Origin of the sequence: Sandarakinorhabdus sp., from assembly GCF_051860625.1 — a bacterium.
Taxonomy (GTDB): domain Bacteria; phylum Pseudomonadota; class Alphaproteobacteria; order Sphingomonadales; family Sphingomonadaceae; genus Sandarakinorhabdus.
The window spans coordinates 430,394-452,005 of sequence record NZ_JBHYDQ010000001.1; the positions used below are offsets into that span (position 1 = coordinate 430,394).

At 63.6% G+C, this 21,612-nt stretch carries 25 protein-coding genes, 1 tRNA gene and 1 pseudogene; 11 read left to right on the forward strand and 16 right to left on the reverse strand.

The annotated features are described in order from the left end of the window. Window positions 1–18: 18 nt before the first annotated feature. Window positions 19–744 carry a M48 family metallopeptidase gene (locus tag ACTIEZ_RS02055; protein WP_439544978.1) on the forward strand — a complete coding sequence of 242 codons (726 nt, stop codon included), beginning with the start codon at window positions 19–21 and terminating at the stop codon, window positions 742–744. Here the strand turns inward: ACTIEZ_RS02055 and ACTIEZ_RS02060 are convergent. Genes ACTIEZ_RS02060 through ACTIEZ_RS02070 form a run of 3 tightly spaced genes read right to left on the reverse strand, consistent with a single transcriptional unit; the run spans window position 732 to window position 3,627 of the window. Then, window positions 732–1,496 carry an alpha/beta fold hydrolase gene (locus ACTIEZ_RS02060; protein WP_439544979.1) on the reverse strand — a complete coding sequence of 255 codons (765 nt, stop codon included), beginning with the start codon at window positions 1,494–1,496 and terminating at the stop codon, window positions 732–734. The genes ACTIEZ_RS02055 and ACTIEZ_RS02060 overlap by 13 nt on opposite strands. A gap of 2 nt (window positions 1,497–1,498) precedes the next feature. After that, window positions 1,499–2,275 carry a DsbA family protein gene (locus ACTIEZ_RS02065; protein ID WP_439544980.1) on the reverse strand — a complete coding sequence of 259 codons (777 nt, stop codon included), beginning with the start codon at window positions 2,273–2,275 and terminating at the stop codon, window positions 1,499–1,501. Window positions 2,276–2,277: 2 nt separating this feature from the next. Next, window positions 2,278–3,627 (reverse strand): M48 family metalloprotease, encoded by a 1,350-nt coding sequence (locus tag ACTIEZ_RS02070; protein ID WP_439544981.1) that lies wholly within the window; start codon window positions 3,625–3,627, stop codon window positions 2,278–2,280. 98 nt (window positions 3,628–3,725) lie between these two features. Between ACTIEZ_RS02070 and ACTIEZ_RS02075 the strand changes: the two genes are divergently transcribed. Together ACTIEZ_RS02075 and ACTIEZ_RS02080 are read left to right on the forward strand one after the other, a co-directional pair. Then, the gene (locus tag ACTIEZ_RS02075; RefSeq protein ID WP_439544982.1) at window positions 3,726–3,956 is read left to right on the forward strand and encodes a type II toxin-antitoxin system Phd/YefM family antitoxin; all 231 of its coding nucleotides are present in this window, start codon (window positions 3,726–3,728) and stop codon (window positions 3,954–3,956) included. A gap of 3 nt (window positions 3,957–3,959) precedes the next feature. Beyond that, window positions 3,960–4,346, forward strand: a complete 387-nt coding sequence (locus ACTIEZ_RS02080; protein WP_439544983.1) for a type II toxin-antitoxin system VapC family toxin — start codon at window positions 3,960–3,962, stop codon at window positions 4,344–4,346. Window positions 4,347–4,356: 10 nt separating this feature from the next. Here ACTIEZ_RS02080 and rpoN read toward each other — a convergent pair. Together rpoN and lptB are read right to left on the reverse strand one after the other, a co-directional pair. Further along, window positions 4,357–5,846 (reverse strand): annotated as a pseudogene (gene rpoN, locus ACTIEZ_RS02085) (RNA polymerase factor sigma-54). Window positions 5,847–5,876: 30 nt separating this feature from the next. After that, window positions 5,877–6,656, reverse strand: a complete 780-nt coding sequence (gene lptB / locus ACTIEZ_RS02090; protein WP_439544984.1) for an LPS export ABC transporter ATP-binding protein — start codon at window positions 6,654–6,656, stop codon at window positions 5,877–5,879. A gap of 150 nt (window positions 6,657–6,806) precedes the next feature. On the opposite strand from lptB, the gene ACTIEZ_RS02095 reads away from it, so the two are divergent. Next, window positions 6,807–7,568, forward strand: coding sequence for a TSUP family transporter (locus ACTIEZ_RS02095; protein WP_439544985.1), 762 nt, complete (start codon window positions 6,807–6,809; stop codon window positions 7,566–7,568). Here ACTIEZ_RS02095 and ACTIEZ_RS02100 read toward each other — a convergent pair. The 3 genes from ACTIEZ_RS02100 to ACTIEZ_RS02110 are packed head-to-tail and all read right to left on the reverse strand — an operon-like array spanning window position 7,565 to window position 10,581. Beyond that, complete coding sequence (locus ACTIEZ_RS02100) at window positions 7,565–7,969, reverse strand: aspartyl protease family protein (RefSeq protein WP_439544986.1); 405 nt, start codon at window positions 7,967–7,969, stop codon at window positions 7,565–7,567. The genes ACTIEZ_RS02095 and ACTIEZ_RS02100 overlap by 4 nt on opposite strands. Beyond that, complete coding sequence (locus ACTIEZ_RS02105) at window positions 7,956–8,207, reverse strand: hypothetical protein (protein WP_439544987.1); 252 nt, start codon at window positions 8,205–8,207, stop codon at window positions 7,956–7,958. Before ACTIEZ_RS02105 ends, ACTIEZ_RS02100 begins: the two co-directional genes overlap by 14 nt. A gap of 19 nt (window positions 8,208–8,226) precedes the next feature. Continuing rightward, window positions 8,227–10,581, reverse strand: a complete 2,355-nt coding sequence (locus ACTIEZ_RS02110; RefSeq protein ID WP_439544988.1) for a DNA translocase FtsK 4TM domain-containing protein — start codon at window positions 10,579–10,581, stop codon at window positions 8,227–8,229. Window positions 10,582–10,731: 150 nt separating this feature from the next. Here ACTIEZ_RS02110 and ACTIEZ_RS02115 point away from each other — a divergent pair, with 150 nt between their 5' ends. Genes ACTIEZ_RS02115 through ACTIEZ_RS02130 form a run of 4 tightly spaced genes read left to right on the forward strand, consistent with a single transcriptional unit; the run spans window position 10,732 to window position 14,353 of the window. Then, a complete protein-coding gene (locus ACTIEZ_RS02115; RefSeq protein ID WP_439544989.1) occupies window positions 10,732–11,970 on the forward strand; it encodes an FAD-dependent monooxygenase in 1,239 nt (412 codons plus the stop codon). A gap of 28 nt (window positions 11,971–11,998) precedes the next feature. Next, complete coding sequence (locus ACTIEZ_RS02120) at window positions 11,999–12,238, forward strand: ribbon-helix-helix domain-containing protein (RefSeq protein ID WP_439544990.1); 240 nt, start codon at window positions 11,999–12,001, stop codon at window positions 12,236–12,238. Beyond that, window positions 12,225–12,515 carry a type II toxin-antitoxin system RelE/ParE family toxin gene (locus ACTIEZ_RS02125; RefSeq protein WP_439544991.1) on the forward strand — a complete coding sequence of 97 codons (291 nt, stop codon included), beginning with the start codon at window positions 12,225–12,227 and terminating at the stop codon, window positions 12,513–12,515. Before ACTIEZ_RS02120 ends, ACTIEZ_RS02125 begins: the two co-directional genes overlap by 14 nt. 56 nt (window positions 12,516–12,571) lie before the next feature. Continuing rightward, window positions 12,572–14,353: a flavin-containing monooxygenase gene (locus ACTIEZ_RS02130; protein ID WP_439544992.1), complete on the forward strand. Its 1,782-nt coding sequence runs from the start codon at window positions 12,572–12,574 to the stop codon at window positions 14,351–14,353. Here ACTIEZ_RS02130 and ACTIEZ_RS02135 read toward each other — a convergent pair. Genes ACTIEZ_RS02135 through trxA form a run of 3 tightly spaced genes read right to left on the reverse strand, consistent with a single transcriptional unit; the run spans window position 14,350 to window position 16,117 of the window. Beyond that, window positions 14,350–14,541, reverse strand: a complete 192-nt coding sequence (locus tag ACTIEZ_RS02135) for a Trm112 family protein (protein WP_439544993.1) — start codon at window positions 14,539–14,541, stop codon at window positions 14,350–14,352. The genes ACTIEZ_RS02130 and ACTIEZ_RS02135 overlap by 4 nt on opposite strands. A 2-nt stretch (window positions 14,542–14,543) precedes the next feature. Then, entirely contained in the window at window positions 14,544–15,215 is a 672-nt protein-coding gene (locus ACTIEZ_RS02140; RefSeq protein WP_439544994.1) for an LON peptidase substrate-binding domain-containing protein, read from the reverse strand. Next, window positions 15,212–16,117 (reverse strand): thioredoxin, encoded by a 906-nt coding sequence (gene trxA, locus ACTIEZ_RS02145; RefSeq protein WP_439544995.1) that lies wholly within the window; start codon window positions 16,115–16,117, stop codon window positions 15,212–15,214. Before trxA ends, ACTIEZ_RS02140 begins: the two co-directional genes overlap by 4 nt. A gap of 163 nt (window positions 16,118–16,280) precedes the next feature. Between trxA and ACTIEZ_RS02150 the strand changes: the two genes are divergently transcribed. After that, window positions 16,281–16,355 (forward strand) — tRNA-Gly (locus ACTIEZ_RS02150). 117 nt (window positions 16,356–16,472) lie between these two features. Here ACTIEZ_RS02150 and ACTIEZ_RS02155 read toward each other — a convergent pair. Beyond that, window positions 16,473–16,898, reverse strand: coding sequence for a hypothetical protein (locus ACTIEZ_RS02155; protein WP_439544996.1), 426 nt, complete (start codon window positions 16,896–16,898; stop codon window positions 16,473–16,475). A gap of 67 nt (window positions 16,899–16,965) precedes the next feature. Here ACTIEZ_RS02155 and ACTIEZ_RS02160 point away from each other — a divergent pair, with 67 nt between their 5' ends. Next, the gene (locus ACTIEZ_RS02160; protein ID WP_439544997.1) at window positions 16,966–17,394 is read left to right on the forward strand and encodes a hypothetical protein; all 429 of its coding nucleotides are present in this window, start codon (window positions 16,966–16,968) and stop codon (window positions 17,392–17,394) included. A gap of 256 nt (window positions 17,395–17,650) precedes the next feature. Continuing rightward, entirely contained in the window at window positions 17,651–18,535 is an 885-nt protein-coding gene (locus ACTIEZ_RS02165; protein WP_439544998.1) for a hypothetical protein, read from the forward strand. Here ACTIEZ_RS02165 and ACTIEZ_RS02170 read toward each other — a convergent pair. The 4 genes from ACTIEZ_RS02170 to ACTIEZ_RS02185 form a co-directional block, all read right to left on the reverse strand. Continuing rightward, window positions 18,528–19,466, reverse strand: coding sequence for a DNA-methyltransferase (locus ACTIEZ_RS02170; RefSeq protein ID WP_439544999.1), 939 nt, complete (start codon window positions 19,464–19,466; stop codon window positions 18,528–18,530). The genes ACTIEZ_RS02165 and ACTIEZ_RS02170 overlap by 8 nt on opposite strands. A 190-nt stretch (window positions 19,467–19,656) precedes the next feature. After that, window positions 19,657–20,349: a hypothetical protein gene (locus ACTIEZ_RS02175; RefSeq protein ID WP_439545000.1), complete on the reverse strand. Its 693-nt coding sequence runs from the start codon at window positions 20,347–20,349 to the stop codon at window positions 19,657–19,659. Beyond that, entirely contained in the window at window positions 20,346–21,092 is a 747-nt protein-coding gene (locus ACTIEZ_RS02180; protein WP_439545001.1) for a terminase large subunit domain-containing protein, read from the reverse strand. The genes ACTIEZ_RS02175 and ACTIEZ_RS02180 overlap by 4 nt, the downstream gene beginning before the upstream one ends. Continuing rightward, window positions 21,082–21,579 carry a hypothetical protein gene (locus ACTIEZ_RS02185; RefSeq protein ID WP_439545002.1) on the reverse strand — a complete coding sequence of 166 codons (498 nt, stop codon included), beginning with the start codon at window positions 21,577–21,579 and terminating at the stop codon, window positions 21,082–21,084. The genes ACTIEZ_RS02180 and ACTIEZ_RS02185 overlap by 11 nt, the downstream gene beginning before the upstream one ends. Between the last annotated feature and the right edge of the window lie 33 nt (window positions 21,580–21,612).

Consider the following 21,612-nt stretch of genomic DNA (forward strand, 5'->3'; position numbering starts at 1 on the left):
CGCCCCAGACAGGCTTCGATGATGCCAACCGAGCTTGAGATTGGCGGCCGCATCGTGCCCGTCGTGCTCACCCGCCGCGCCAGCCAGCGCGCCGTTCGGCTGCGCGCCAGCGCCGTCGCCGGCCACATCGAAATCAGCCTGCCGGCGCGCGGCAGCGAAGATATCGGCGCGGCCCTGCTCAACAGCCACCGGGCCTGGCTGGAAGCCCAAGTGGCGCGCTGGCCGCGACCAATCCCGTTTGCCCCCGGATTCATCATTCCCATCGATGGCGAACCCGTGTTGATCGACTGGCAGGAAACCCACAAGCGTACGCCCGTTCTGGTTGACGCTTGCTTGCGCATCGGCGGGCCGTTGCCGCTGCTGGCCGGCCGCATCGAACGCTGGCTGAAGGCGCGGGCGCTGGCCGATCTGGATACATCGACCCGGCAAATTGCCGCCCAATTGGATCGCAAGGTCGCCCGGGTGAGTGTCGGGGATACCACCAGCCGCTGGGGCAGTTGCGCCGGCGCGCTGCGCCCGGAAGGGGCCCGCATCGCCTATAGTTGGCGGCTGATCCTGGCGCCGGCCTGGGTGCGGCGATCCCTGGTGGCGCACGAAGCCGCCCACCTCATCCACCAGAATCATTCCCCGGCCTTCCACGCGCTCAACCGCCAGCTCGATCCGCGTGCGGGAGAGGCCCGGCGCTGGCTGGCGCGGCATGGCGCGGCGCTGCACTGGGTAGGCCGCGCCATTCAGCCGGAATGATGGCCCAACCAGGCGGCGATGGCCGTGCCGAAATCTGGCTTGGTCACCGCGCTCATGTGATTGCCGGGGATTTCAACCAGCGCCGCGTTGGGCAGTTCCAGCGCCAGCGCCGCTGCTGATCCATTGTCGCGATCATCCACCCCGCACAACACCAGCGTCCGCGTTTCGATGCCGCGCAGCATGTCGATGGGCGTGGATTGCTGGCTGTCCAGCAACAGGCTGACGGCGGTGCGATCGATCTTGTTCTGGCGCATGAACGCCGCGGCAAAGGCCTCCGGGCTGCCGCTGGGCCAGCCGTCGGGCTGCGCGAGCACCGACTGGAAAAACGCGGCGCGCGCGGTGCCGCCGGTCAACCCGTCCAGCCCCATGCCCGCAATGACGGCCCGCGCCGGCTGCAAGCAACCTGATTTCTGGCCGCGCGCCAGCAATCGCACCACCGTGCGCGCCCCCATCGAATAGCCGCCAAGGTCGAAATCGGTCAGGCCAAGCTGCCCAATCAGCGCTTCGATATCAAGCGCCAGTACATCGGCCGGATAAGCGGCGGCATCATGCGGCGCCGCACTGCGGCCATGGGCGCGGAAATCCGGCATGATCACCCGATAGCCGGCACTGGCGATCTCGGCTGCCGCCCCGTAACGCAGCCAGTTCATGTCGGCCGATGAAAACAGCCCGTGCAGCAGGATGATCGGCCGGCCTTCACCGATTTCGGTCAGCGCCAGCTCGGCGCCGTCGAAGCCGCGATAATGGCTCAAACTTAACGGCCCCCAAGGGCTTTGGCTTCGGTGCGGGCGGCAACCACCGCTTCCTTCAGCCGATCAAAGCCGACCGCGCCCGACAGGATCCGGTTGCCGATGATGTAGCTGGGCGTGCCGGTCAGCCCGAGATTGCGGCCGAGTTCGAGGTTGCGATCCACCTGCGCCTTCAGTTCGGTATTGGTCAGCGCGGCGGTGGTGCGGGCTTCATCAAGCCCGACGCCCTTCACGATGCCCAATGTGCGCGCCAGGCTGACGCGGCCGGGGCTGGCGAACATCGCGTCGTGGAACTGGGCATAACGGCCCTGTTGCGCCGCCGACAGGCTGGTTAGCGCAGCCTCGGTGCTGGCCGGGCTGAGCACCGGGAAGTCGCGGTAGATCACCATCACATTGGGGTCTTCGCGCACCAGCTTCTGCACATCGGCATGGCCCTGGCGGCAATAGGGGCAGGCATAATCGAAAAACACCACCAGCTTCACATCGCCTTTGAGATTGCCGGCAATGGCGCCGGCGAACGGGGTTTCGATGGCGGCGCGATTGGCGGCGAGCGCCTTGCGCATTTCGCCCTGTTCCAGGCGGGCGACCGCTTCGGGAATGATTTCGGGGTGATTGAGGATATAATCGCGCACGATGGCCTCGATCTCGGCGCGGTTGGCGCCCGGTGCACTCTGCCCGGCAGCCCAGGCGGCGCCGGCCCCCAGCGCGGTGCCGGCCAGCGCTAATGCGACGGCAGCCGCCATGCTGAGCCGGCGGTTCCAGAAACCCATTGCGCTGGCCATGCTTACCTCTTTTTCTTGCGTTGCTGCAGTTCCAGCGCGTCGCCGGCCACCAATGTAATGTCGTCAGCCCGGATATAGTCCGGCGTCCCGGCCGGCAAGCCCGCCCGCGCCATGCGCGCGTTCATCATCGCGCCCATGGCGTTGCCTTCCAGGCTGAAGCGTTCGGCGGCAGCGAGCGCGGCGCGCGGCTTGTCACCGCGCCGATCATAGATCACGCCGAGCTGATACCAGGTGAACGGATTCTCGCGATCGAGCGTGACGGCCTTGCGCAACAGCGGCTCGGCCTCGGCCTGCAACCCGGAATCTTCGCTGGCCACCAGGGCATGGCCGAGCAGGGTGAGGATCATCGGTTCGTTAGGCGCGCGTGCGACCGCCTGCCGCAAGACTGGCAGGCTTTCGTCAACCTTGCCGGATTCCAGCAGGATCTGCCCCTGCAGTTCCAGGAAATAGGGATCATTGGGGCCACTGGCCACCAGCCGCGCGGCCTCTGCCGTCGCCAGATCGGGATAACCGGACCGATGCCAGGCATAGGCGCGGGCATAGAGCGCTGCCGGCGTGTTGGTGCCTTCCGGGTAGCGCTGCATGACGATGCGCGGTTCCTCGACAAAGCCGATCAGCTTGCCCTTGATCCGCTCGAACCGGGCCTGCAGCGCCTTGTCCGGCGGCGTGTTCCATGCCGGATCGCGTTCATACACCGCCAGCAGATTGTTGACGCGGGTGCCCGACAGCGGGTGGGTACGGGCATATTCATTGTTCTGCGGGATGGCGAGCCGGAACTCCAGGCCCTGCAGTTTGCGGAAAAACTCGATCGAACCACGCCCGGAAATGCCGGCCTTCGACAGGAAGACCGCGCCGGCCTGATCGGTGCGGCTTTCCTGATCGCGGGTGAAGGCCAGAAATCGTCCCATGGCTGCCGTCTGCCCCAGGCCCAGGATGGCCATGCCCGCCTCGCCGGCGCCCATGGCCATGGCCGCGGCCGCACCAACCAGCGACAGCAGCGAGATCTTGCTGGCCGGCCCGGCCCCTTCGCCAAAGCGCACATTATGGCCGGCGGCGATATGGCCGATTTCGTGGGCGATCACGCCCTGCAACTCGTTCACATTGTCGGCCGCGACGATCAGACCGCTATGGATGAACACATTCTGCCCGCCGGTCACGAAGGCGTTGATGCTGGGATCACCGACCAGCACGAACTGCACATTGCGCGGCTCCAGCCCGGCGGCAATCACCAAATCCCTGCTGATGTCGCGGAAAAACGCTTCGGTTTCGGCATCGCGCAGGATCGATTGCGCAACGGCAGGGCGCGGCAGCACCAGCAGCAGCATGGCGATCAAGGCAAGAATTGCGCGCATGGTCACGCCTTTGCCTAGCACAGTTGAACCTTGGGTGAAGCGGCGCATTGTCTCTTGCCGGGATTTGAACTAAGTATGTGGACTAACCGGAGACTGCGATGTCCACCATCAATATCCATGACGCAAAAACCCATCTTTCGCGGCTGATCGGCGATGTCGAACAGGGTGCCAGCTTCACCATTGCACGCGCCGGAAAGCCTGCTGCCCGGTTGGTGCCGATCAAGGCTGTGGCGCGCACCGGCTTTCTGGTCGGGCATTTCCAGGTGCCGGAAGACTTCGACAGCATGGGTGCAGCGGAAATCGCCGATATGTTCGAAGGCGCCAGGTAAACCGTGCAGCTGCTGCTGGACACGCATGTGCTGCTCTGGTCGGCGAGCGCGCCGGAACGCCTGTCCGCGACCGCGCGCAATCTGATCGACAATCCTGACCATCAACCATGGTTCAGCGCCGCCAGCCTGTGGGAAATCGCCATAAAGGCCGGGCAAGGGCGTTCCGATTTCCAGGTCGATGGTGGTTTATTGCGGCGCGGGCTGCTCGATCACGGCTGGCAGGAGCTGGCGATTACCGGACCACATGCGTTGACGGTGCAACATCTGCCGGCGCTGCACCGCGATCCGTTCGACCGGCTTCTGGTGGCGCAGGCGTTGTGCGAAGGCATGGCACTGATGACTGCCGACGCCGCACTGCCCGCCTATCCGGGGACGATTATCAGGGTTTAGGCATCAGGGTTCAGGCCGCCTTCAACGCGCGCGCACGCCGGCGCTGCACCGATGACCCCAGCCCCAGCGCTTCACGATATTTGGCAACCGTGCGCCTGGCGATATCAAAGCCTTCGCCTTGCAGCACGTCCACCAATTTGTCGTCGGACAACACATCCTCGCCCTCGGCCGCAATCAGCCGCGCGATGCGGTCCTTCACCGCCAGCGCCGACGCCGTCTCGCCATCGCCGGAGCCGACTCCAGACGTGAAGAAATATTTCAATTCGAACAGGCCGCGTTCACACAATAGATATTTGTGGCTGGTCACCCGGCTGACCGTCGATTCGTGCATCTCGATCAGATCGGCGACCTGCCGCAACGTCAGCGGCTTCAGTTGGCTGACGCCCTGTTCGAAAAACCCCTGCTGCAGCCGCACGATCTCGGTGGCGACGCGCACGATGGTGCGGGCGCGCTGATCGAGCGCCTTCAACAACCAGTTGGCGCTGGCCACGCATTCATTCACGAAACTGGTGGTGGCGCGATCGGCGCCGGCGGCGAGTTCGGACTGATATTCGCGATCGATGATCAGCCGCGGCAACGTCGCCTGATTGAGCGACACCTGCCAACTGCCATCGGGCCCCCGCACCACGAAAACATCCGGCACGACCGCCGTCGCCGCCTCCCCGCCGTAACGCAAGCCCGGCTTGGGATCATAGGCCTTCAGCTCGCGGATCATCTCGACAATGTCTTCACGGTCCACGCCGCATTTGCGCACCAGCCCGGCCATATCGCCGCGCGCCACCAGATCGAGATTGCGCAGCAGACAGTGCATGGCCGGGTCGCAGCGATCGACTGCCCGGGCCTGCGCGATCAGGCATTCCGACAGGGTGCGGGCCGCGACGCCAACCGGATCGAACATCTGCACGCGGGCCAGCACCTGTTCGACATGGTTCGGGCTGGTGCCCAGCCGGTCGGCAATATCGTCCACGGTTTCACCGAGATAGCCGCATTCATCCAGCCCATCGATGATGAAGCGCGCGATGGCCAGATCGATACCGCCGAACTGCGCCACGGCCTGGCGTTCCAGCACCTCGGCCAGGGTTTCGTCGCTGCTGGCGATGCGGTCGAAATCAAAACCCTCATCGTCGCCGCCGCTCTGGCTGGCGCGCTCGCCCCAGTCGGCGGGTTGATCGGATGCACAATCATGGTGGAAACGCTCGGTGCTGTAATCCGCTTCCAGCGGCGCATCACCACCGGCAACGCCATCGCGGAGCAGGCTTTCGAGGCCCGTGTCGCTGGGATGTTCGGATACGGGCAATGGATCGGGGCCCGCATCAACGCCGCTGGCCCGGCCTCTACCACATCGCCACTGGCCAGCAGCGGGTTGCGCTCCATTTCCTCGCCGATCCAGCCTTCCAGCTCGACATTGGTGAGGGTCAGCAACTTGATCGCCAGTTGCAACTGCGGCGTCATCACCAGTTGCTGCGATTGCCTCAGCTCAAGGCGCGGCCCCAGCCCCATTTCAGGCGCGCGTCACCGAAATTGCCAGCATCACAGGGTGAAATCCTCACCCAGATACACGCGGCGCACGGTTTCGTCGGCCACCAGTGCTTCGGGCGTGCCTTCGAACAGCACGCGGCCATCATAGATGATGCAGGCGCGATTCACGATTTCCAGCGTTTCGCGCACATTGTGATCGGTGATCAGCACGCCGATGTCGCGCGCGCGCAACTGCACCACCAGCGCACGGATATCGGCGATGGAGATGGGATCGATGCCGGCAAACGGCTCATCGAGCAGCATGATCGACGGGTTGGCGGCCAACGCGCGGGCAATCTCGGCGCGGCGCCGTTCCCCGCCCGACAGCGCCATCGCCGGCGCACTGCGCAGCCGCAGGATGTTGAATTCGCTCAGCAACTGTTCCAACCGGTCAGCGCGCGCCTTCGCATCGGGCTCCGACACTTCCAGCACGGCCAGGATATTCTGTTCGACGGTCATGCCGCGGAAGATCGACGTTTCCTGCGGCAGATAGCCAAGCCCCAGCGCTGCGCGGCGGTACATCGGCAGGCCGGTAATGTCATGGCCATCCAGCAGGATGCGCCCGGAATCGGGCATGGCCAGGCCCATGATCGAATAGAAACAGGTGGTCTTGCCCGCGCCATTGGGGCCGAGCAGGCCGACCACCTCGCCGCGCCGCACCGACAATGACACGTCGCGCAGCACGACGCGATTGTCATAGCGCTTGCCGATACCATCCACCGACAGACCGCGGACGACCTCGCCGCTGTGGCCGGCCTGGGTGCCGCGCTCTCTCACTTCGGTTTGAACCATCTGCGAATCAATCCCTTTGCAATTGGCCCAACAATTGCATGTCCGGCCACGGTAGCGGCAAATGCCCATGACGCCAAGGCAGGCGGGCCCTGAAAACACCACCAAAGCGCATGGCTTGCCAAGGCGCGGCGCACGGGCGATGGGGGCAGCATGCTCGAAACCCTGCCCGAACCTGCCATGATCGGCCTGTTGCTGCTGGCCGGCCTGTGGGCCGGCGCGCAAAATGCGCTGGCCGGCGGCGGCAGCTTCATCACCCTGCCGGCGCTGATCGCGGCGGGACTCGATCCAAAGCTCGCCAACATCACCTCGACTATGGCGCTGTTTCCGGGCCAGATCACCACCGGGCTCGCCGGGCGCAAGCTGGTGGCCGGCGCCGGGCAATTGTCGTTCCGCGCGCTGGCGATCATTGCGTTGATTGGCGGCGTGGCGGGGGCGGCGCTGCTGAATGCCACGCCGGTGCGGGTGTTCACCGCGCTGGTGCCGTGGCTGGTGCTGGTGGCAACCCTGTTGTTTGCCTGGGGCACGTTCGGGCCAAAGCCGCCGGCCGACAAGCCGCCGCCGCCGGCCTGGGTGACGACGCTCAGCCAGTCTCTGATCGCGCTTTATGCCGGATATTTCGGTGGCGGCGCCGGCATCCTTACCCTCGCCAGCCTGACCCTGGCACGGGTGGCGGTGCGCAACGCGGCGGCCACCAAGAATGTGCTGCTGGCGCTGGCCAACACCACGGCAGCGGCGCTATTCGCGCTGACCGGCAATGTCGCCTGGGCCCACGCGGTGGTGATCGGCATCGGCGCCATGGCCGGCGGCTATGCCGGCGCGCGGCTGCTTGCAGTCGTGCCGGAAAAGACCTTGAAAGTGACGGTGATTGTCATCGGCACGGCATTGACGGTGGGATTCTTCGCGCGGGGTTAGAAGGCGAAGCGAAAGCTGCGGTCAGGCCATATCTGCAGCGTACCGGCGCCCAGAACATCCATGCCCACAATTACCTCGAAACTGGCATGGGATCGAAATTCGGATCCGATCAGATCGAAGTCGAGAAACCACGGTCCGGGGGTTTCGTCCACACGAAAGCCAAGGCGAAAGGCATGGCGGTCGACCAGTTCTGTGGCGCGTGCGCTTACCAAGGGGTGCTTTCCGCGGGGTGGCAGTGCCAGCCGCTTGGCAATATCGCGAGTGATCAGGGATCGGCTGGCGCCCGTGTCGATGAGTGCGGGCGCTTCGATCATCTCGAAACGCTGCTCATCCAGCGGCGGCGCAACAAAAACGGTAACAATGATCTGCAGGCCATTGTTATGGCCGCTAACCGCCGGCATGAGAGAAAATGCCGAGATCGATCGGCTCTCGCGTCACGTCTTGCAGCGAGAAAATGCCATCAGAGAACCTGCTTCTGGCGCAGTTCAGCGCATCGCGCACATGATCGAAAAACCCCACAATCTCCCCATGCCGCATGAGGGCGATCTGGCCTTCGTGTTCCGCCAGAATCGACCCCAGTATTCGCTGAAACCGGTCGTAATTCTGGTCAACTTCCCTGCGCTGTGCATCGTTGTCCATTGCGTCTACCCTGCGCCCCTCACCGCCGATTGCCATATTCGTCCACCAGCACCTCGCGCCGACCGACATGGTCCGGTCGGCTGACGAAGCCATCCTGCTCCATGCGCTCGATCAGGCGGGCGGCGTTGTTGTAGCCGATGCGCAGATGGCGTTGCAGGAAGCTGGTGCTGGCCTTCTGCGCCTTGGCGATCACGTCGACGGCCTTGGCATAGATGTCGGCTTCATCGTCGCTGCGGCCGCCACCGCCACTCAGCCCGGCGCCTGACAGATCAAGCTGCCCATCCATGTCGGCAGGCTCTTCGGTGACGGACTCCACATAGTCCGGCTCCCCTTGCGCGCGCCAGTAATCGGCAACCGCTTCCACCTCGTCATCCGACACGAACGGCCCGTGCACACGCACCAGCCGGCCGCCCTGCATCCACAGCATGTCGCCCTTGCCCAGCAGTTGCTCGGCGCCGGGCTCGCCCAGAATCGTGCGCGAATCGATCTTGCTGGTGACCTGGAAACTGATGCGGGTCGGCAGATTGGCCTTGATGACGCCGGTGATCACATCCACCGATGGCCGCTGCGTGGCGACGATCAGGTGGATGCCGGCGGCACGCGCCTTTTGCGCCAGCCGCTGGATCAATACTTCCACTTCCTTGCCCGCCGTGATCATCAGATCGGCCAGTTCGTCGACGACCACCACCACCAGCGGCATTGCCTCGAACTCCAGCACTTCTTCCTCGATGATCGGCATTTCGGTTTCCGGGTCCCACCCGGTCTGTACGCGGCGGATGAACGGCTTGCCGGCGGCGCGCGCTTCCTTCACTTTCTGGTTGAAACTGGCCAGGCTGCGCACGTTCAGCTCGCTCATCTTGCGATAGCGATCCTCCATCTGCTCGACCGCCCATTTCAGCGCCCGCACCGCCTTTGATGGCTCGGTCACCACCGGTGCCAGCAGATGCGGAATGCCGTCATACATCTTCAGCTCGAGCATCTTGGGATCGATCATGATCAACCGGCACTGCGCCGGCGTCATCCGGAACAGCAGAGACAGGATCATGGCGTTCAGGCCCACCGATTTGCCCGAACCGGTGGTGCCGGCGATCAGCAAATGCGGCATCGGCGCCAGATCGGCGACCACCGGATCGCCGGCGATATCCTTGCCCAGCACCAGCGGCAGCCCCATGCCGCGACCGTCGAACGCCGCAGTGCCGAGCAGTTCCGAAAGCGAGACGATCTCACGCGTCTGGTTCGGCAATTCGATGCCGATCACGTTGCGGCCCGGCACCACGGCGACCCGCGCCGACAGGGCAGACATCGACCGCGCGATGTCGTCGGCCAGGCCGATCACCCGGCTGGCCTTGATGCCCGGCGCCGGTTCCAGTTCATACATGGTCACCACCGGGCCGGGGCGCACTTCGCCGATGCGGCCGCGCACCCCGAAATCCTCCAGCACGCCTTCCAGCAGCCGGGCATTCTGTTCCAGCGATGCGGCGTCGATGCGGGCGCGCGGTGCGGATGGCGGCGCGCTGAGCAGATCAAGGCCGGGCAGCACGGCGGCATCGCCCAGATCGAGCGAAGCCTGGGTGTCGCGGCGCACCCGGCGGCCGGCGGCAGGGGAGGGGGCACGTTCCACCACCACCGGGCCGGCTTCCGGCGCCAGTGGCATCGGCACGTCCTGCGCCGGGCGCGGCCGGCGTGGTGCGGCGGGGATCGGCAGGGCCTGCGTCTCTGGTTCGGCCGGTTGCCACAGGCCCTTGATGGTTGCGATCGCGTCCGACACGCTGTCACGGCCGATCGCGGTGCCGATGGCGAGCAACACCAGCCCGGCCGGCGCCAGCAGTATCGCCAGCACGGCGCCGGCGGGCACATCAGCCAGTTCGGGAATGGCTTGCAGCGTGTTGGCCAGCGCCACCAACGCCAGGCCCATCAAGCCGCCCGCACCGGCCGGCGCGCCGAAATCAGGCAGATCAAAGCCGCCGGCCGCCGCCGCCATCGCCGCCACGCCGGCCAGGGTGGCGCCAGCCATGCGCAGCACCGGCACGGCAAAATTGAAGGCGATGCGCCACCCGGCCAGCACCAGCGCCGGCACCAGCAGCAACGCCGGCCAACCAGCGAGGTGCAGCAACACATCAGCGACATGCGCGCCGGGCACCCCGAGCGTGTTGCCGGGCAGCAGCGCGGTGGCGGTGTTGAACGACGGATCACGCGGCGAATAGCTGAGCAGCGCCGCAGCCAGCGCCACCGCCAGACCGCCGAGCGCCAGACCAGCCATGATCCGGACAAGCTGCCTGATCAGCAAGACGGCGCCAACCCGCGCGCGCAACAGCCAGCCGGGCGCAGCCCCGCCAGAGCGGCCGGCAGTGGCAATGTTTGCCCGTGTGGCCATCGCAATTGCGCCTTGGTTTGAGGGAATCACCCAAAGAACAGAACAGATCATGAATCAAGCCGCCCCGCCGGTCAAGCATGGGCAGCGGTGGTTTGCTTATGACATCATGTCCCGCTTGGGGGAATCGTGCGGCTGGTCTAATGCTGCGTCATGCAGACTTGGCACGCAGATGTCATCATCATTGGTGGCGGATTGGTTGGATCGACACTGGCGCTGGCGCTGGCCCGCCACGATGTGACCAGCATCGTTGTCGATACCCAGGATCTCGATACGACCACCACCGCGGCCTTCGATGGCCGGGCGAGCGCCGTCGCCAGCGCATCGGGCCGGATGCTGCGTGCGCTGGGGCTGGGCGATATCATCGACACGCATGGTTGCCCGATCGGCGAAATCCGCGTCACCGATGCCGCCCACCCGCAGTTCCTGCATTTCGATGCGGGTGAAGGCAATGATCCCCTCGGCACGATGGTGGAGAACCGCCACCTGCGCACCGGCCTGCTTGCCGCCGTTCGCAATTGCCCGGAAGTGACGTTGCTGGCCCCGGTGACGGTCGCCAGCCTGGTGCGCGACGATCACGCCGCGACCTTGACTCTGGCCGATGGCCGCAGCTTCCGCGCCGCACTGGCCGTGGCCTGCGACGGTCGCCGGTCCCCCACCCGCGAAGCCGCTGGCATCCCGATCGCGCAATTTCATTATCCGCACGCCGCGCTGATCACCATGGTCAGCCACAGCGTGCCGCACGGCAATGTCGCGTGTGAGCTGTTCTACCCGCAAGGCCCGCTGGCGCTGCTGCCGATGCTGGACAGCGAAGACGCCGGTAACGGGGCACGCCCGCGCACCGCGATCGTATGGACGGTGGACGGCAAGCACATGGCCGCCGCCAAGAAACTCGGTCCCAAACAGCTCGCCGCCGAAATCGCCGCGCGCTGCGATGGTACGCTGGGCGAGATCGAGGTGATCGCGCCGCAGACGGTGTGGCCGCTGGGCTATCACCACGCCGCCCGTTACACCGACAACCGCCTGCTGCTGCTCGGCGACAGCGCCCATGGTATCCATCCCATTGCCGGCCAGGGCCTCAACATGGGGTTCCGCGATGTCGCGGCCGCCGCCGAAGTGCTCACCAATGCCGCGCGCAATGGCCTCGATCTCGGCAGCCCGGATGTGCTGGCGCAGGTTTCGGCGTGGCGCCGGTTCGACAACAGCCTGGTCTGTGCCGTCACCGATGGCCTCAACCGCCTGTTCGCTCTGCCTGGCCGCGTCCCCAGCCGGGTGCGCCGCATCGGGCTTTCGGCGGTCGAACGCCTGCCGCCGCTGAAGAATTTCTTCATGAACCAGGCCCGCGGCGAAACCGGCAAGCTGCCGGCGCTGCTGAAGGGCGAACTGGTTTGATGCCAGCGCTTGTGGCATGATTACGCCCATGGCGACCGTGCTGAAAACCATCGAACTCCCCGCCGAGACCGTGGCGGACATCGACACGCTAGTATCTGCCGGCCATGCATCGAGCCGGGCGGCACTTGTTGCGGGGCTTGTTGCGCGGCAGGCGGAGAGGCAGCGGGCATTCGACGCCGCAATTGAAGAAGGACTGGCCAGCGGCAGCAGTGGTGTGACGCTGGAGGAGATACTGGCCGAAGCGCGCCGCCGGCATGGCCGTTCTTGATCTTGGTCGGGCGGCAAGGCAAGACCTCGACGCGCTGATCGATGCCGGTTCGGAACGCTTTGGGTTTGACGCCGCGGAAGCCTATGTACTGCGGCTGACGGCTGCGCTGAAGCGTCTGGAAGCCTATCCCGAATCGGCACCAATGGTTCCCGACCGAACCGATGGCCTCCGCAAGCTGACTGTGGGCAGCCATGTGGCGCTGTACCGGGTTGAAGGCGATGTCGTGCGGGTGATCCGCATCCTGCATCAGCGCATGGACCCGGCCCGGCATCTGTGACCGCCTGACAATATCCAGCGTTGCCGGCCGACGCGGGCCGCCCCACTGTCGCCGCCATGATCGATCGTGATGCTCTCCTCGAAAAATATCGCGCCGAACGGGACAAGCGCCTGCGCCCCGAAGGCAACGCCCAATATGTGCGGCTGGCGACGCATTTCCCGCAGATGCTGGGCGATCCCTACACCCCGCGGGTGGAGCGTGAACCCGTTACCGATCATGTGCGCTTTGCCATGGTCGGCGGCGGCTTTGCCGGCCTGTGCACCGGTGCGCGGCTGGCGCAGGCCGGGATCACCGATTTCCGCATCATTGAGGCCGGCGGCGATGTCGGCGGCACCTGGTACTGGAACCGCTATCCGGGCGCGCAGTGCGACACGGCATCGATCATCTACATGCCGCTGCTCGAGGAAACCGGGCATATCCCGACCGAGAAATACGCCCACGCCCCGGAAATCCAGGGCCAGGCCAAGGCCATCGCCCGCACCTTCAACCTGTATGAAAAAGCGCTGTTCCACACCGAAGTCAGCCGTTGCACCTGGGATGAGGACGCCTTTGTCTGGGTGATCGAAACCGACCGCGGCGATCGCTTCACTGCCGATTTCGTCGGCATCGGCACCGGGCCGCTGAACGTGCCCAAGCTGCCCGGCATCGCCGGCATCGACACCTTCAAGGGCCACCAGTTCCACACCAGCCGCTGGGATTATGGCTATACTGGCGGCTCGGCCGACGGTGCGCCGATGGACCGGCTGGCGAACAAGCGCGTCGCCATCATCGGCACCGGCGCCACCGCCGTGCAGTGCGTGCCGCATCTGGCCCGCGATGCGCAGGCGCTGTTCGTGGTGCAGCGCACGCCGTCATCGGTGGATGTGCGCGCCAACGAACCCATCGATCCCGATTGGTTCAAATCCATCGCCACGCCGGGCTGGCAAACGCGCTGGCTGGAAAACTTCGCCGGCAATGTCGGCATGGGCGGCGCCGCCGAAGATTGGGTGCAGGATGGCTGGACCGATCTGTCCAAACGCATCCGTTCGCGCATCATGGCGCTGCCGCCTTCCGACTGGACGCCGGACAAGATGGCCGCCGCCTGGGAAATGGCCGATCACGAGAAAATGAGCGAAATCCGCAATCGCGCGGTGGACGTGGTCGAGGATCGCGCCACGGCGGAAAAATTGCAGGCCTGGTACCGTCAGCTCTGCAAGCGGCCGTGCTTCCACGATGCCTATCTGCAGGCGTTCAACCGGCCCGGCGTCACCTTGGTCGATACCGACGGCCAGGGCGTCGAACGCATCGACGAGACCGGCCTGTGGGTGAACGGGCAGCATTACGCGGTCGATTGCATCATCCACAGCACTGGCTTTGAAGTCGGCACCCCCACCGAAGAGCGCGCCGGCTTCGATCCGGTGGGCCGCGGCGGCCAGAAACTGTCGGAGGCCTGGGCCGATGGCATGTGCACCCTACACGGCCTGAACAGCGCCGGCTTCCCCAATCTGTTCCTGGTGCAGTTCGCCCAGGCCGCCAATTTCATCGTAAATGTACCGCACAACTGGATGGAAACCGGCACCACCATCGCCGCCATCGTGCGCCACATGACCGATCACGGCCTGAAAACGACGGAACCCGATCCCAAGGCGCAGGAGGATTGGGTCAATCTGCTGCTGTCCGGCCCCGGCATGATGATCAACAATCCGGATTGCACGCCCGGCTATTACAACAACGAAGGCCAGCCGATGGACCCGCGCGCCAAATATGCGGTCGGCTATCCGGCCGGGCCGAACGCCTTTTTCCGCTACATGGATGGCTGGCGCAGCAATGGCGCGTTCAAGGGGTTGCTGTTCGCTTAGCCCGTGTTCGGCAGAAACTCGCGGGCTTCGTCCACCAGCAGGATCGGCACGCCTTCGCGGATCGGATAGGCCAGCCCGGCGGTGTCGTTGACCAATTCCTGCGCCGCCGCGTCGTAACGCAGCGGCTGGCGCGTCAGCGGGCACACCAATATGCCGAGCAGGCGGGGATCGAGTGCAGCGCCTGACATGATTATTGCAGCCGCGCCGGGCCAGCGCCAAAGCCTGGTCCTGGCCCGGTGGCAAAGCTCATCAACGCCGCCAGCGTCTGTGCCCGTTCCGGCAAGGTCACGGTTTCCAGCAGCGCCTGCTTTTCCGCCGGCTCGAATGGCAACACGCTGGCCAGCGTCGTCACCAGCGCTTCATCGTCGGCGGACTGCACCGCCTCCCAATCCGCCGCCAGCCCGCGCGCATCCAGATAGGGGCGCAGCGCATCCTCGACGGCGGAGCGCGTCGCGGCATCAAGCGCGTCCGGCTCGTCGCGATCATCGGCAAAGCTGTGATAATCGGTCATTACCTGGCGATACAGCGTGTCGCGCTCCAGCTCGGCCCCGACGCGGAATCGGCTGGTGCCGACCAGCGCAATCAGGATGCGGCCATCGTCGGTTTCGCGATAATCGCTGATTCGGCCCAGGCAGCCGACCTGATAAAGCGGCGGCGGTTCATTGTCGGATGCGCGCGGCTGGATGATGCCGATCACCCGGTTGGCAGCGCCGGTGGCGGCCATGGCATCCTTCACCATCGCCAGATAGCGCGGCTCGAAGATGTTCAGCGGCAGCACGCCGCGCGGAAACAGCACGGCGCCAGTCAACGGGAACACCGGCACCGCGGCCGGCAACGGATCGAGGGCTTCGGTGGCGCTCATGCGAACCAGATGGCGCGTAGCGCAGCGCGGGTCTTGACGCTCCACGGATCGGCCAGGCCGGCCGCTTCGAACATGGTCAGCAATTTGGCGCGCGCCGCGCCCTCGTTCCAGCCGCGATCGGCCTTGATGATGGCCAGCAGGTGCTCAGCCGCCGCATCGCGGTCGCCGCGCGCCGCCAGCGCGCTGGCCAGATCGAAACGGGCTTCGTGATTGTCGGGCGCGCTCTCCACCTGCGCCACCAGGCCGGCGAGCTCATCCGGCTCCGGCGCAGCGGCGGCCAGGGCCACGGCCGCCCGCGCCCGCGCCACGATTTCGTCCTTCACGTCCGCCGGCACGGCGGCCAGCGCGGCGGCGGCGGCATCCGCCTGGCCGGCGGCCAGCAGGGCAAGCGCCAGCCGGCCAGCCAGATCATGGCGGTCGGGCAGTTCCTGCACCAACGCGCTCAACATCGCGATGGCTTCGTCATGGGCGCCGGCAGCGGTGGCGTCTTCCGCGGCAGCAACCAACTGGGCGATCTGCTCTTCCAGCGCCGTTTCATCGGCATCGGCGGGCACGCCGGCGAGCAGGCGATCGACGAACTGGGCCAGTTCACGTTCGGGTAGCGCGCCCTGAAAACCATCGACTGGCCGGCCATCCAGAAAGGCATAGACGGTGGGGATGGACTGGATGCGGAACTGCGCGGCCAGCGCCTGATTCTTGTCGACATCGATCTTGACCAGCTTGACCTTGGGCGCCCGTGTCGCAACCAGCCGCTCCAGCGCTGGCCCCAGCGTCTTGCAGGGCCCGCACCATTCTGCCCAGAAATCCACCAGCACCAGCGCGGTTTTCGACGCGTCGATCACGTCGCGGCGGAATGCTTCGATACTGGCCTTTTCGGCGGCCGGGTTGGGAAGAGTGGCCAAGATCGCTGCTCCGGTGATTTCGCTTCGAGTGCCATATGGGGGGCAGGCAGGTGGTTTGCCAAGACGGCGGTTGCGCACAGGCCGGTTAAAGCCGGTTCGCAAAAAAGAGTCTTGCACCCCCCAGCCTCCCGCGCTAGACGCCCGCCTCTCATCGACGAGATGAGCGGGCGTAGCTCAGGGGTAGAGCGCAACCTTGCCAAGGTTGAAGTCGAGGGTTCGAATCCCTTCGCCCGCTCCAGTCGTTGTCCATAAAATCAATGGGTTGTGAGGCCGCCGCAAGGCGGCCTCATCCGTTTGTGTAGGTGCTGTGTAGGTTTTTGCTGGGCGGGCCTACGCAATGATTCTGCTTGCTGGGTCAGGCGGTCTTCTTCTGCTCTACAATCGTGCCGTTACTCTGCGCGCCCATAAACATGGCCCATGACTCGAGAACGTCGATCACGCCCCACGCTTCGCGATCGTTAGGATCGTCGAGGGCTGCTCCATACCAAGCGGTCAGCGCAGCCTTGAGAAGATCGAGCGCGTCCTGCTTTTCGGCTACGCCGAGGCAGCTGAGCAACTGCCAGCGATGGCACAGGTCGGGGTGAATCTGGTCGAGTTCGTCAGCGCTGATGCGAAGATGATCCCTGTGGCGAATTCGGTTGGTCGTGAAGGGTGCGGGAAAGCTCGGTCCCATCGAGCCGGCGTCAGTAGCCTTGATCTCTCCAGTGCGGATCGCATCGATGATTTCGATTTCGGGCACGCACCTGATTTCCGCTGCTTCTTTCACCGTGTAGATTCGCATCCTCGCCTCCTTGCTGTGATGGCGGAGCCTTGGTAGCCGTGGCGCTCATCGGGAGTCTGTTGCCGCCGTGGACAAGTTCGCCAACATCGTTCTGCTCGACGTGCTTGAGGAGAAGGGCGATGCGGAGGCCGCTTGGGAGGCCGTCAAACTCTGCACCCACGAGGGCCTGCCGCTACCGGCTTGGGTGAGTCGCTACCTCGGGGAAACAGCAGCGGGCCTCCTTGAACACTTCGCTAATCGTGACGTGCGCAACCCGATGGACTTGCCGAAGGTTCTCGGCTTCGACCGTGTGAAGAAAGAGAAGTGGGATTGGACGGGCACCCACTTAGACCCGCATGAGGCCGCTCATGCGATCGATGAGATTATCCGGTCAGGCGAGGTTAAGTCCGTCGCAAGCGCAGCGAAGCAATACAGCGAGACGGTGCTAAAGGGTCGTTTTGCACCGGAGACAGTCCGCAGCTGGTACTACAGCGTGCGTCGGGAACGCCCGCGCTAGAAATGAGTGCAGTGCCTGTGAAACGACTTGGCGACACTTGCGCTTCGCGATTCACTAAATGGGACGGAGCCGGCAGGCAAAAAATTCGTCTTTTGCGGCTCTAATGGCCTTGGGGGCGAGCTGGGCACAGGAGCTTTCAGAGCGTCCATACGCCGCCAAAGCGAGTAGGTTTCTGCATTTTGTTTTTCCAACGCCCCTTGCCGCATTTGCAGCCAAGTGAGAATGAAAATCCACATTGGCAGTGGGAGTATAAGGTATGGCGTTCGTCGTCGAAAATCTGCGGCTCAGGGAACTTGCCATCGTTGCGGAACAGAATAAGCCCGCTTTCGAATATTTCGTCCAATTCCTGGTTAAGCAGGGCTACCAGTCTCTGCACGCGTTTGTATCGGATCAGGATTCCGCGAAGGCGGGGGCAGTCATCTTGCGCTTTTTAAGGGCGCCACTGCCGATGGGTGTGCAACTCTATGACGGAATTGCTCGCCCTTACGCGCAGGACAAAGCCAAGTGGCTGTTGTTGGGTTGGATATTTCGCGACGCACCCGAACAGCGATTGCGCCCGATGATCTCATCCATGCCGGGAAATTCTTCCTTGGAAAAGCAAGCTGTCTTGCTAAACGAGGTTCGAGCGTCAGTCGGGAAGATTTTCCCCGAACCATCGCGTTGGGAATGGACCGCCGTTTCCGAGGTCATAATCGATCGACTGGAAGGCAGCCGTCGCGCCATCAAGGGCACTCTGTTCGAGGCTATTGTGCGCCGAAGCCTAAGCGCAATTTTCGATGATGGCGGCGTGAACCTAACAATCGGCAACGCGGAGATAAAACTCGGTGGAGAAACATACGACGTCAGTGTTGTCGGGAAAAAAGGACGCATCCTCATTCCAGTAAAAACGCGAGAAACAATGGGCGGTGGGCACGCTCTTTTGTTCACCCGTGACATTCACAAATCAATTGCAGTAGCACATGAAGCAGGATTTGACTGCTTGCCAGTGATTATTGCCGAGAGTTGGGCTGGAGATCTGACAGCGCTTGCCTGTAAGGATTATGTCTATATCAACAAGAACCCTAATCAGGTTCTTGAAGTTGAGCCTTTATTGGTTGAAGAGTTAAAGCAGCGACTGCCCGCATTCCAAGAAATCATGTGATCAGTCGTCGTTGAGCAATCTCGCAATAATCATGGTTCAATTCGATTCCTACGAAGCGACGATTATTGTTCAGTGCAACGAGACCGGTCGTTCCTGATCCGAAGAAGGGATCGAGAACGATCCCGCCGCGCGGACTTCCAGCCAGAATACAAGGCTCCACTAGCTTTTCAGGGAAAACAGCAAAGTGAGCTTCTCGAAATTTGCCGAGAGCCACACTCCAAACTGTGCGCTTGTTTCGACCTAGTGGATGAAAGGCTTGGTCCCATCGAGCGTCATGCAAATTGGTGTTGCCGTTGTTCTTCCCTGTCTCTGGAGTGCCCCCACGCTTGCCTAAGTGCTTGCGTCCTCCCTTCATTTTGCTGTTTTCGGTAAATGTCACATGAGGTTCGCGTATGGCATCGGCATCATAGTAATAATCTTTGCCCTTGCTAAACATGAACAGATACTCATGATCGTGCGTGGGCCGGATCTTAACCGAATGAGGCATTGCGTTCGGTTTATGCCAAATAATGTCAGAACGAAGTGTCCAACCATCTGCAATGAGAGCCAGAGCGACCCGCCAAGGCATACCCAACAGCGCTCCATCTCGGTATTTGTCACCTAGATTGAGCCATAGGGTGCCGTCTTCTCTGAGGACGCGCCGAACCTCGCGGAAAATAGTAATTAAACGCTCCACGTATAGTTCGGGCGTTTCTTCAGAACCTATCTGTTCTTCTACATTGTAGTCGCGTTGCCCGAAGTAAGGAGGGCTAGTGACGGCCATGTTGACTGTGCCCGAAGGCATAGCAGCAAGAGCGTGCTCTGCGTTTGCGTGGATAATAAAGTTTGCAGTTTTCCAATCTGCTTCTGACAGCGATTTAACACTATGGATAGGTGTCGATTGGCTTGCCGCTAGGAACAGATTGGCAGCAGGCTCGGTGGCGGTTCGCATTGGCAATCGGTCTCACTCGGCAGCGGGAGCCATATCGCCGAGAATGGGGACCCGGTTCAACCAAAGATTAAAACCAAGCGGGCATCATTACCGGCTACGCACCCTATCACACGGCCACGATCATAAGCGCCTCTCTCCTTCATCGATAGCACCATAATCAGCCGCTACGTTCTCTGTCCGGCTCTCTGCGTCAGAACCAGCCCGTCAATTGCTCCTCGCCCGTCAGCCCGCTCGACTGCTCCGAACGGAACCACGCAAGGGCGACGGCGATCGCCATGTCCGCATGGTGCCCAGCGCCGCCCGCTTCGAGCACCTGATTGCCGGCAGCCGTGAACTTCACCGAGAACGATTCCAGTTCTGCCATCAGGTCGTTCCGCAGCGGCAGGTCGGCTGCGATCGCGAGTTGCTGTGTTTCGAAGGCCCCGGCGAGCGACGTGATCAGCAGGTTCTTCGCGACGTTGGTGAACCGGCCCACCCGCGTGATGCTGCTGCCACCCACAATCTGCACCGGCATATGGGCGATCTCGAACTCGTTCAGCACGTCCACGAAGGCCCGTCCGACGCCCGTTGCATCAACGGTCAGCGTCCAACGATCAGCAATGGGTGAGCGCTGCGTCAGCGCTGCGACGTGCCGGGCGATCGCGACATAGCGGGTGTCTGTAATCCTGTCCGCATACACGACCGAGCGCTGACGTTTCTCTAGGCGCTGCTGCCAGCCATCCCAAACAGGGTACTGGCGATCTTCGATAATGGCGATCGCTGTCGGGTCAGACTGGCCGAGATCGAGGCCAATATGAAAACGGTGATGGCCGGTGACGCGCCGGACAGCAGGATCGTTGCCGGTGGGCAGAATCACCGATTCGCCACGGTGGAGATAGGTCATAGGACGAGCGCCTTGCTGTCTTGGGAGATCGCGGCCTCAAGGGACAGCGGATCGAAGAACGGAGTGCCGGAGCCGAGGAACTCGCACAGGTGCTCTTGGCGGAACTTGACCAGGGGCATGAAGCGGCGATCAAACTCGACCTTGGCGGCCAATCGCGGAATATCGACGGAGCGGGCGAAGATGCGATGAACGCGGCCTGCCTGCCATAGATCGAAGAAGAAGCCCTGCCGCCCTGCTGGCGTGGAGATCATCACCACCCGCCCGCCTTCCTTTCGCATGGGCAGGATGGCCGTGATTACATCGTCCGGCACGAAGGCGGCTTCCTCCACCACGATCAGATCGACGGTGAAGCCCCGGATCGTGTCGGACGAGGCCGGGGCGCACAGCACGCGGCCACCGTTCGCGAGTTCCAATTCTGTCAGCGTCGATCGGACGACGCGCGGGGCGCTTGGGTCTGCGTTCTTGAAGTCGATGATCTTGCGCAGCAGTTCCTTGCTCTGGCGTTCTGACGGCGCAACGATCAGCACCATGCGGCCCAGCGTCATGGCGCCCCAAGCGAGGCAGGCCGTTGATGTGGATTTGCCGACCTGCCGCGAGCACAGCACCAGCGAAAACTCGCTCGTCGATCGCAAGAAGTCCCGTTGCCAATCGTCCGGCTGGCCGATGACGCGCTCGAAGCGGGCTGCCGGATCAAGTGCAACGTGCAAGCCGTCAAGGAAGTCGAGAAGCGTGCTATCCAGCATGATCGAGCCGCAAGAAGCGCGCCCGCTCGATGAACTCCTGCTTCGCTGCCGGATGCTGTTCAAACACACCGAGCAACACGTCGCGAAGTTGGAGCCATTGCGGGCTGTCGTTGAGGTTGACGTTCACCGTCAGTTCCGACTTGAGGCCGCCATAGACCTTGGCGAGATCGAGCAGGGTTGTCCGTAGTTCACGCAGCGACACGAGCGCCAACGGATCATCGCCGCGCACTTTCGCCTTGTTCAAGATCAGTTCTAACTCGCGGACGATCCGGGCAAGGCCGCCTTTTATCTCGACGGCTTCGCCGTTCAGTTCATCGGCCACCGCGAGGGCTTGATCGCGCTTGATTTCGACGGCGATATCTCGGCGCTGTTCCTCTGATATGTGCGCTTTCGAATGACGGTGAACGGCGTCGCTCGACAGGCCATACTTGCGGGCTACCGCTCGCATGGACATGCCGGCCACGAGATCGCGATCGATGCTTGCCACGCGCGGATGGGTGCAGGCGGTGCAACGGCGGCC

Coding starts and splice junctions, on each gene's coding strand:
- ACTIEZ_RS02170 (WP_439544999.1), bottom strand. CDS start 19,466: ATGCGAACCGCCACCGAGCCTGCTGCCAATCTGTTCCTAGCGGCAAGC.
- ACTIEZ_RS02055 (WP_439544978.1), top strand. CDS start 19: ATGATGCCAACCGAGCTTGAGATTGGCGGCCGCATCGTGCCCGTCGTG.
- ACTIEZ_RS02175 (WP_439545000.1), bottom strand. CDS start 20,349: ATGACCTATCTCCACCGTGGCGAATCGGTGATTCTGCCCACCGGCAAC.
- ACTIEZ_RS02155 (WP_439544996.1), bottom strand. CDS start 16,898: ATGCGAATCTACACGGTGAAAGAAGCAGCGGAAATCAGGTGCGTGCCC.
- ACTIEZ_RS02070 (WP_439544981.1), bottom strand. CDS start 3,627: ATGCGCGCAATTCTTGCCTTGATCGCCATGCTGCTGCTGGTGCTGCCG.
- ACTIEZ_RS02140 (WP_439544994.1), bottom strand. CDS start 15,215: ATGAGCGCCACCGAAGCCCTCGATCCGTTGCCGGCCGCGGTGCCGGTG.
- ACTIEZ_RS02095 (WP_439544985.1), top strand. CDS start 6,807: ATGCTCGAAACCCTGCCCGAACCTGCCATGATCGGCCTGTTGCTGCTG.
- ACTIEZ_RS02165 (WP_439544998.1), top strand. CDS start 17,651: ATGGCGTTCGTCGTCGAAAATCTGCGGCTCAGGGAACTTGCCATCGTT.
- ACTIEZ_RS02130 (WP_439544992.1), top strand. CDS start 12,572: ATGATCGATCGTGATGCTCTCCTCGAAAAATATCGCGCCGAACGGGAC.
- ACTIEZ_RS02105 (WP_439544987.1), bottom strand. CDS start 8,207: ATGGACAACGATGCACAGCGCAGGGAAGTTGACCAGAATTACGACCGG.
- ACTIEZ_RS02135 (WP_439544993.1), bottom strand. CDS start 14,541: ATGTCAGGCGCTGCACTCGATCCCCGCCTGCTCGGCATATTGGTGTGC.
- ACTIEZ_RS02120 (WP_439544990.1), top strand. CDS start 11,999: ATGGCGACCGTGCTGAAAACCATCGAACTCCCCGCCGAGACCGTGGCG.
- ACTIEZ_RS02180 (WP_439545001.1), bottom strand. CDS start 21,092: ATGCTGGATAGCACGCTTCTCGACTTCCTTGACGGCTTGCACGTTGCA.
- lptB (WP_439544984.1), bottom strand. CDS start 6,656: ATGGTTCAAACCGAAGTGAGAGAGCGCGGCACCCAGGCCGGCCACAGC.
- ACTIEZ_RS02125 (WP_439544991.1), top strand. CDS start 12,225: ATGGCCGTTCTTGATCTTGGTCGGGCGGCAAGGCAAGACCTCGACGCG.
- ACTIEZ_RS02115 (WP_439544989.1), top strand. CDS start 10,732: ATGCAGACTTGGCACGCAGATGTCATCATCATTGGTGGCGGATTGGTT.
- ACTIEZ_RS02075 (WP_439544982.1), top strand. CDS start 3,726: ATGTCCACCATCAATATCCATGACGCAAAAACCCATCTTTCGCGGCTG.
- ACTIEZ_RS02100 (WP_439544986.1), bottom strand. CDS start 7,969: ATGCCGGCGGTTAGCGGCCATAACAATGGCCTGCAGATCATTGTTACC.
- ACTIEZ_RS02110 (WP_439544988.1), bottom strand. CDS start 10,581: ATGGCCACACGGGCAAACATTGCCACTGCCGGCCGCTCTGGCGGGGCT.
- ACTIEZ_RS02065 (WP_439544980.1), bottom strand. CDS start 2,275: ATGGCCAGCGCAATGGGTTTCTGGAACCGCCGGCTCAGCATGGCGGCT.